Source organism: Nocardiopsis sp. CNR-923, assembly GCF_001942255.1.
Classification (GTDB): domain Bacteria; phylum Actinomycetota; class Actinomycetes; order Streptosporangiales; family Streptosporangiaceae; genus Nocardiopsis.
On record NZ_MKKC01000003.1, the window covers coordinates 1 to 7,000 of the forward strand.

At 66.3% G+C, this 7,000-nt stretch carries 8 protein-coding genes, 1 pseudogene and 1 CRISPR repeat array; of the genes and pseudogenes, 8 read left to right on the forward strand and 1 reads right to left on the reverse strand.

The features are described 5' to 3' along the window. Positions 1-127 precede the first annotated feature (127 nt). Positions 128-398: direct repeats of the CRISPR family, unit length 28 nt; unit sequence GACTCACCCCCGCCTCTGCGGGGAGCAC. Positions 399-556: 158 nt separating this feature from the next. Continuing rightward, entirely contained in the window at positions 557-703 is a 147-nt protein-coding gene (locus BJF83_RS30755; RefSeq protein WP_394329281.1) for a DUF5959 family protein, read from the reverse strand. Between BJF83_RS30755 and BJF83_RS00090 the strand changes: the two genes are divergently transcribed. The 8 genes and pseudogenes from BJF83_RS00090 to BJF83_RS00120 all read left to right on the forward strand — a co-directional run. Then, entirely contained in the window at positions 636-1,301 is a 666-nt protein-coding gene (locus BJF83_RS00090; RefSeq protein WP_075924681.1) for a hypothetical protein, read from the forward strand. The genes BJF83_RS30755 and BJF83_RS00090 overlap by 68 nt on opposite strands. Next, positions 1,298-1,927 (forward strand): hypothetical protein, encoded by a 630-nt coding sequence (locus tag BJF83_RS00095; RefSeq protein WP_262391189.1) that lies wholly within the window; start codon positions 1,298-1,300, stop codon positions 1,925-1,927. The genes BJF83_RS00090 and BJF83_RS00095 overlap by 4 nt, the downstream gene beginning before the upstream one ends. Further along, complete coding sequence (locus BJF83_RS28080) at positions 1,891-2,226, forward strand: hypothetical protein (protein ID WP_262391190.1); 336 nt, start codon at positions 1,891-1,893, stop codon at positions 2,224-2,226. Before BJF83_RS00095 ends, BJF83_RS28080 begins: the two co-directional genes overlap by 37 nt. A gap of 732 nt (positions 2,227-2,958) precedes the next feature. Next, positions 2,959-3,435, forward strand: a complete 477-nt coding sequence (locus BJF83_RS25805) for a hypothetical protein (protein ID WP_158070311.1) — start codon at positions 2,959-2,961, stop codon at positions 3,433-3,435. A gap of 32 nt (positions 3,436-3,467) precedes the next feature. Then, entirely contained in the window at positions 3,468-4,568 is a 1,101-nt protein-coding gene (locus BJF83_RS00105; protein WP_083678343.1) for an alpha/beta hydrolase, read from the forward strand. Between the two features lie 48 nt (positions 4,569-4,616). Then, on the forward strand, positions 4,617-5,282 hold the full coding sequence (locus tag BJF83_RS00110; protein ID WP_075924682.1) for a DUF6518 family protein: 666 nt from the start codon (positions 4,617-4,619) through the stop codon (positions 5,280-5,282). Between the two features lie 753 nt (positions 5,283-6,035). Beyond that, positions 6,036-6,368, forward strand: a complete 333-nt coding sequence (locus BJF83_RS00115; protein ID WP_075924683.1) for a DUF6507 family protein — start codon at positions 6,036-6,038, stop codon at positions 6,366-6,368. Positions 6,369-6,451: 83 nt separating this feature from the next. Next, positions 6,452-7,000 (forward strand): annotated as a pseudogene (locus tag BJF83_RS00120) (hypothetical protein); the annotation flags it as partial.

The window sequence follows — 7,000 nt, forward strand, 5'->3', positions numbered from 1 at the left end:
GCAAGGCCTCCACTTTCCTGGCCATGCTCGGCATCGCCTGCATCCTCATCTGCTACAAGCACCTGGCAAAGCATGCTGATGGCTTTTGAGATGAGCTCTGAGCGCGAACGTCCAGAGTTCGAGACTCGACTCACCCCCGCCTCTGCGGGGAGCACGACGGGACGGTGGTCGAAAGCCGCAGGTAGGTGGGCTCACCCCCGCCTCTGCGGGGAGCACTTACTGGGGAATTGTAGGCCAGGTCAATGTCCAGACTCACCCCCGCCTCTGCGGGGAGCACCAACACGTCATCGACGTGCTCAACAGCACCAGGGACTCACCCCCGCCTCTGCGGGGAGCACTACAAGAGTGAACTACCTTTCAAAGGGTCCCGGACTCACTCCCGCCTCTGCGGGGAGCACCCCTTTTTCACCTGCATCAATGCGGGACGTTATCGATCCGAAACATAATTCGTCACGCAAGCAACACAAACCATGAAACGACTCTAATCAAGCCCTCGAACCACCATCAACAAGACGGACAACGGAAAGCGGTCCCGAAACACGAAACCCGCAGCAACTCACCGTCCGATCGCGCAGCGATCGCGTTCCAGACGCCGCCGGTTCTCCTCCACCCAGTCAGAGGTGTCATCAATCGGCATGCACACCGCGATCTGCGTCGATGGCCCATCGCGCACGGTCACCTCCAGCGGGTCCTCGGGCACCACCTCCAACCAAGCAGTCCAATCGCCTACGGGCCACACCCTCCAGGCCCTGCGGTTCCTTCAGCTGGGGCAGATCGCCGCCCAGGACTCCGGATGCGAGCGCACCGTCGCGCTCATGTGCGCCAACGCCGCCTGGGCCTACGCCGTCCTCGATGACCACAAGCGCTCAATGGACTCCCTCGCCCGTGCCCACGACGCCTTCGCCCGCGCCGACGCGGACACCACCCCGTGGGTGCGGTTCTTCCACGAAGCCGACCTGGACGCCATGTCCGGGGTCGTCAACGCCACACTCCCGACCCCCTCGTCCCGCACCTACACGGCCACGACCGAGCACCTGTACCGGGCCGTGGACGCCCGCAGCCCGGACATGGACCGCAGCCAAGCCTTCGAGCTGACCGCCCTGGCCACCGCCCACATCCGCAACGGCGACCCCGACCAAGGCGCGCGCATCGGCCGCCAGGCCGTCGACCTGGCCCGGCAGGTCCGTTCGGTGCGTGTCATCGACCGGCTCGCCCCACTCCACCACGCCGCCCTGGCCTACCGAACCCGGGGCGAGACCGCCGAACTCGCCGACGAGATTGCTACTCTTCGCACACCATGAGCACCACTCCCGCTCCCTCCACCAGTCCCCGCCTCGCCCTCACCCGCGACCGCGTCCACGACGTCCTCGCGGCCCTGTGCGAGGAAGCCGGACTGGGCGCCAAGGCGGCCGACGACGCCGAGCTGATCAAGTTCACCAACAACGCCGTCTACCGCCTCCCGGGTGCGGGGGTGGTGGTGCGCATCGCCGGATCAGCGACCGTGGCCGAACGCGTCCCCGTCGTCATCCAGGCGGCCCGGTGGCTCGCCGAGCACGACGCCCCGACGGTGCGATTGGTAGAGGACATCCCCCAGCCGGTGCGGATCGGTGGGGCTACGGCGACCTTCTGGCACCTGGTGCCCTCCACCGGACCCGAACCGACAGGGACCGACCTGGGCCGTATCCTCCGCTGCATCCACGCCCTGCCCGCACCGGGTTTCGCGCTGCCGTCGTGGGAGCCGTTCGCGCGCATCCGCAGCCGCATCGCGGACGCGAAGGGCTGGCCCAGACCGACCGGGTCTTCCTCGCCGAGCGCACCGACCACCTGGAGGTCCTGGTCCAGGACCTGGAGTTCGAGCTCCCCGCCGGGGTGCTTCACGGTGACCCGTTCATGGGCAACCTCATCCCCGGCCCGGAAGGTCCGGTGATCTGCGACTTCGACAGCCTCAGCCACGGCCCCCGCGAATGGGACCTGGTCCCCGCTGCGGTGGGCAAGGTCCGCATGGACTACGCGACGGACCACCACAGCCCGCTCGCGGCCGAGTACCGCTTCGACGTCCTCACCTGGTCCGGGTTTCCCGTCCTGCGCCAGCTCCGCGAACTCCGGCTCGTCACCAGCGTCCTGCCGGTCCTGAACACCAACCCCGGGCTCCGCACCCAGTGGTGCCACCGCCTCGACACCTTGCAGCTCGGAGATACCACCACCCGCTGGTCCACCTACAGGTAGGTGTCACCGGATGTATCGGGTGACGGGAGGCGATCCCGACATACATTCCAACCGGTACAAGACACCTCACGCTCTAGGCACGTCTTCAAGCGCCCAGAGAGCTAGCGAAGTGATCGAGCACTCGCGACGACTCAGGCTCCGCAATGGCGCGCTGTGCTGGAGAGCGCGGAAAGCACTGGCCACTTTCGGCCAGACCTCAAACCCCGCGAATCCTCCCATGTCAGGCGCTTTCGGTCGCGCCTTCCACCCACATCGACCGAATGCCGTGTTTCGGACCAACGGGCACCCTCGGTAACTTGGCGGTACATCACGTGCCGTAGCCCCGCCCCCACCCTCCACGACTGGAGCCACCCATGTCCGAAGACATCGGCGTCAACCCCTACGACGCTATGTCCGAGGCCACCAAGGCCGAGGAAATGGCTGAGTCGATGGTCTACCTCGGGATCGACCTCGAGGAAGCGATCGAGAACCTCCGGGGAGCAGTGTCCTCCCATGTCACCCCCGGACTGGACGACTACGAACTCGACACCTTCGAGCACCTCCAAGCAGTCGCGCGCAGCGGCATCGCCTTGGCCGTCAACGTCCAAGCGCCGACATCACGATCGTCGACGCCGACCACGAGAGCGCGGAGTCCTACGAGGAGGCCCTGGAGGCGCTGGACATCCCCATCAACGACCTCACCTAATCTCAATTGCGCTCTGGAAACGGATATCCACCTTGTCCATCCTCGACATGTCTCTGGGACTGCCCGCGGACATCGACGCGGTCGTGTCCCACATCAACGACGGCGCCGATACCCTCGACCGGATCTGCTCGACAATGTACGGCCGGGCACACGACGTCGACGGCCAGTTCAATGACGCGGCGGGTCAGTTCAGCGACCTCATCGCCTGGGACATCAGCTCAGCTTCGGCTCGGGAGCTACAGTCCTGGCAGGACGCCGGAAGCGCACTGACCAGCGGCGCGGCCGTCCTGCGGCTGTGGGCGGACGACATCGAGGAATACCGAGCGACACGCGCCGACCTGCACGAACGTTGGGAATCGGCCAAGCGCAACGCCCAGTCCCGAGTCGACAACCCCGTAGCCAGCGCCGCCGCCAGCGGCCGCACCGGAGGCTCGTCGAGGGGATTGTTGATGCTGCCGCCAACAACAAGGCGGAGCGCGAATCCCAGGAAATCGAAGCGCTCAACGGTTTCGCCTGCGGTCTGATCGCCGAGCACACCACCGCCTGGGACCTGTTGATGGACCAGGCCGACCAGGTCAAGAAAGACCTGAGAGACGGCCCTGGTCAGGAGACCGTGGATCGGCTGGTCGAGGCCGGCCATGTGGGATGGAACCACGTGGGGCTCTTCTTCCCTGTCTCAGATGTCCCTGTCGAGGAGTTCTCCGAAAGTGCCTCCCCCAGTTCCGTCAGCTCCTGGTGGGAGTCCCTGACCGAGGACGAACGGCAGGAGGCGATGGAGGAACATCCCGACGAACTGAGGAACCTGAACGGTATTCCCGTCACCGTCAGAGACGAGTTGAACCGAACGGCCTTGCGCGAACACATGGAACTGACCGGAGAACTGGATCCGGCCGGGACCATCCTCTACTGGGAGGACGTGAGGGAGGCACTCGAGGCAGACGACAAGTTCCTCATCCACTTCGACCCCCTCGCAGGCGAAGGGGAAGGAGAGGTGGCCATCTCCACGGGCAACCCCGACACCGCTGACAACGTCTCCACACTCGTGCCCGGAATGCTCACCCACGCAGGCACTCTTGGACTGTCCATCGAACGGTCCGAGACCATCCAAGGCCAGATGAACGATCACGCCCCCGGCGCCGACAACGCCTCCATCATGTGGTTCGGATACGACCCGCCCTTGCCAGGGGACGTGTCGGCCGACGAGGCCGGCCGGAGCCTGGCGGAGTTCCAGGCTGGCCTGCGTGCGACCCACCAAGGGGACGAGCCCTCTCACAACAGCGTCCTGGGCCACAGTTTTGGCTCCTTCGTCGTGGGAGCCGCGGACAACCCCGACATCGGCGGCGGCCTGGATGCCGACAGCATGGTGCTCGTGGGCGGTGCCGGGGCCAGCGTGGACAACATCAGCGAACTGTCCATGGACCCGGAGGACATCCACGTCGTCGCGGGCGACGACGACTGGATCAACGGTGCACGGGACCTGGGCCTAGACGGTCACTTCGGTGCGCCGTTGCACAGCGAGGAGTTCTTCGCGGACCCCGATAATCCCAGCGAGGCCCTGGGCAACCGTCTCGATCCCAACGAGGGGACCGGCCATTCAGGCTATTTCGAGGATGAGCAAACCCTCGACTACCTCGGCGACCTCATGACGGGAAACTAGCCCATGACGAATCGACCCAAGGCACATCGCCCCTCACCGCTAGCCCGCATGTGGGTGCCGGAGGAAAGCCTGGACGCACCGGTCTCCGGCGTCAGAGCATACTTGGGAAGCCGTCTGTTGCTGTTGTGCGTACTCGCGGCGTTTACAGGGTTGACCGCAGGGCTGGCGTCCGGACTGTTCGTCTTCAAGTGGAACGAGTGGAACAGCCCGTCATTCGGCGCCTTCATCGCGCCGTCCGCGCTGTTGGGCTGGCTGGCCCTCCGCCCACGGCACGCGGCGGTGGTCGGTGCGGCCGCTCTCGCGGCAGCCGCTACCGGTCACTTCGTCGGTGCCCAGTTCACCGAGTATGACCAGAACAACCTGGAGTACCGGGCCTGGGCTGTGATCAGTGTGGTCCTGGGCCTGCTGCTGGGCTGGTTGGGTCACACGATCCGGTCCCGCAGGCTCATTGCACGGGCTTGCGCAGCGGGTGTGCTCGTGGCGTGGATCTGCGTCCCGTTCTACCTCGGATTGGACACCGAGTACTACGTGGAGAACACGAACCTCCTCACCAGGTTCCTTGACCTCTCCGCTGCGGTGGTGTTGCTGTCGTTGTGCAGGGGGGTCGCTGCCCGGATCGCGGCATTGGTCTGCGCGGCCTTGTTCTTGTGGCCTCTGAACATCGTGTCGGTGCTCAACAGCATGCTTCTCTGGCGTGCGGGTGGAGGTCTGTAGAGCTCAGACGAGGACCTCGCGAGCGTGCCATCGGACGCCGCCAGCCGTCGGTTTGTGCTCCGTTCGTGCTCTTCAGTTCCGTACTGACACGGCCCCAGGCGGTACCACACGGCCTCAGGCGGCACGACGGATCGGATGGGGTGACACGAAACGACACGAAAAGACACGTGGCGGCACGTATCAACCGGACTTCTAATCCGATGGCCGCAGGTTCGAATCCTGCCGGGTGCGCCACAAAACCCCAGGTCAAACGGGGTGTCCGAGTCGAACAGGCGAGCGCGAAGCCCCGTCCGGGCCCTGAAATGCTCCGTGCGTGCTCCCCAGTGCAAGGTCCCGTACAAGTGGGTACCCACCTCGCGGAGCATTTTGCCCTCCCGTGACCCTGCTGGACGGCCCTGAGCCCGACCCGCACCCGCACCCGGGGTGGCCCCGCTGCGCCCACCAACACTCCCACAGTCGCCCCCGACCCCCGCCCGCCACACGCCCCCCCAGGGGCCGCGGCCCCTGCCCCGCCGCCACCAAGCCCCACAACGCCCCCACACCCCCGAATCCGCGCACCCACACCCCGCCACACACCCCGCCCGTGACCGGATTCGGCCATCACGCATACCCGGAAAACCACACTGACCTTGACTGATCCCAGGTGGCCGGGACGGGCCACAGAGCCTTTCACGGCCTTTTGTCCGTATCCCCTGCCATACTCAAAAACCATCCGTGCCCGATAAGTCACGCCCCCCGCACGAAGGAGACGCCGTGCCCGGATGGAACATCCAGGTCCCCGAAGTCAGCGGCGTGCTCAACCAGGTCCACGACCACATCGGAGACGAGGACGCCACCACCGGTCTGACCGGGACCATGACCAACCTGGCAGAGCGCCTGGAAGAGGTGTCCACGCACGCCGCCAGCGCCCCCATCGGCATCGCGCTCGCCGAGTTCGCCGAGCACTACTTCGGCGTCCTGGGCCAGACGGTCGGACTCGCAGCCAGCGCCGTGAGCGGCGCAGGCGAAGCCACCCTGTTCTACGTGCAGGGCAACGACGCGATGGCCGCCCAGTCCCAGGCCAACGCCGGTCAGATCCCCGACTGAACCCTGCGCTCCTGTCCGCCCCCGAACCCACCTCTCCGCCTCTCTGCCTCTCCGTCCCCCCGTCCCCCCCTTGGTTGGGAGTCATGTTCTCCACCTCCTTCACCTACCTCGGCGTGGGCGAGTACGACCCCTGCTTGGTCGACGGTCCGGTCCTTCCCTCCGCCGTGCCCATCCCCAGGGTCGACCCCGACGAGTTGGAGGCCGCCGCCGGGCGTTTGCGCACCTCGGGCGAGGCCATCGCCCAGTCCGGTGTCGACATCACCTCGACCTGGGCCGGGTTGGAGGGCATCTACACCGCTCCGGAGTCGGGCGAGCTGTTGTCGGTCATCGACCCCGTGGGATCGGACACCGCAGCGGCCCAGGAGGCCGTGGCCGGGGCGGCCGAGGCCCTGACCACGTTCGCCGAGACCGCGCGGCCGTTGAAGGAGGAACTGATCCGTCTCCAAGGGCAGGCGGTCGAGTTGTGGGAGGAGGTCGACGGCGACCAGGAGTGGTCCGCCGACGAGGATCTGCGCGAGCGCAACAACGACCTGAACAACCGCATCGCCCAAGCCGTGTTCGAGTTCCAGGCGGCTGAGCGCACCTGCGCGAACGCCATCGGGGCCAGCTACGGCGGCACCTACTTCCGCGGG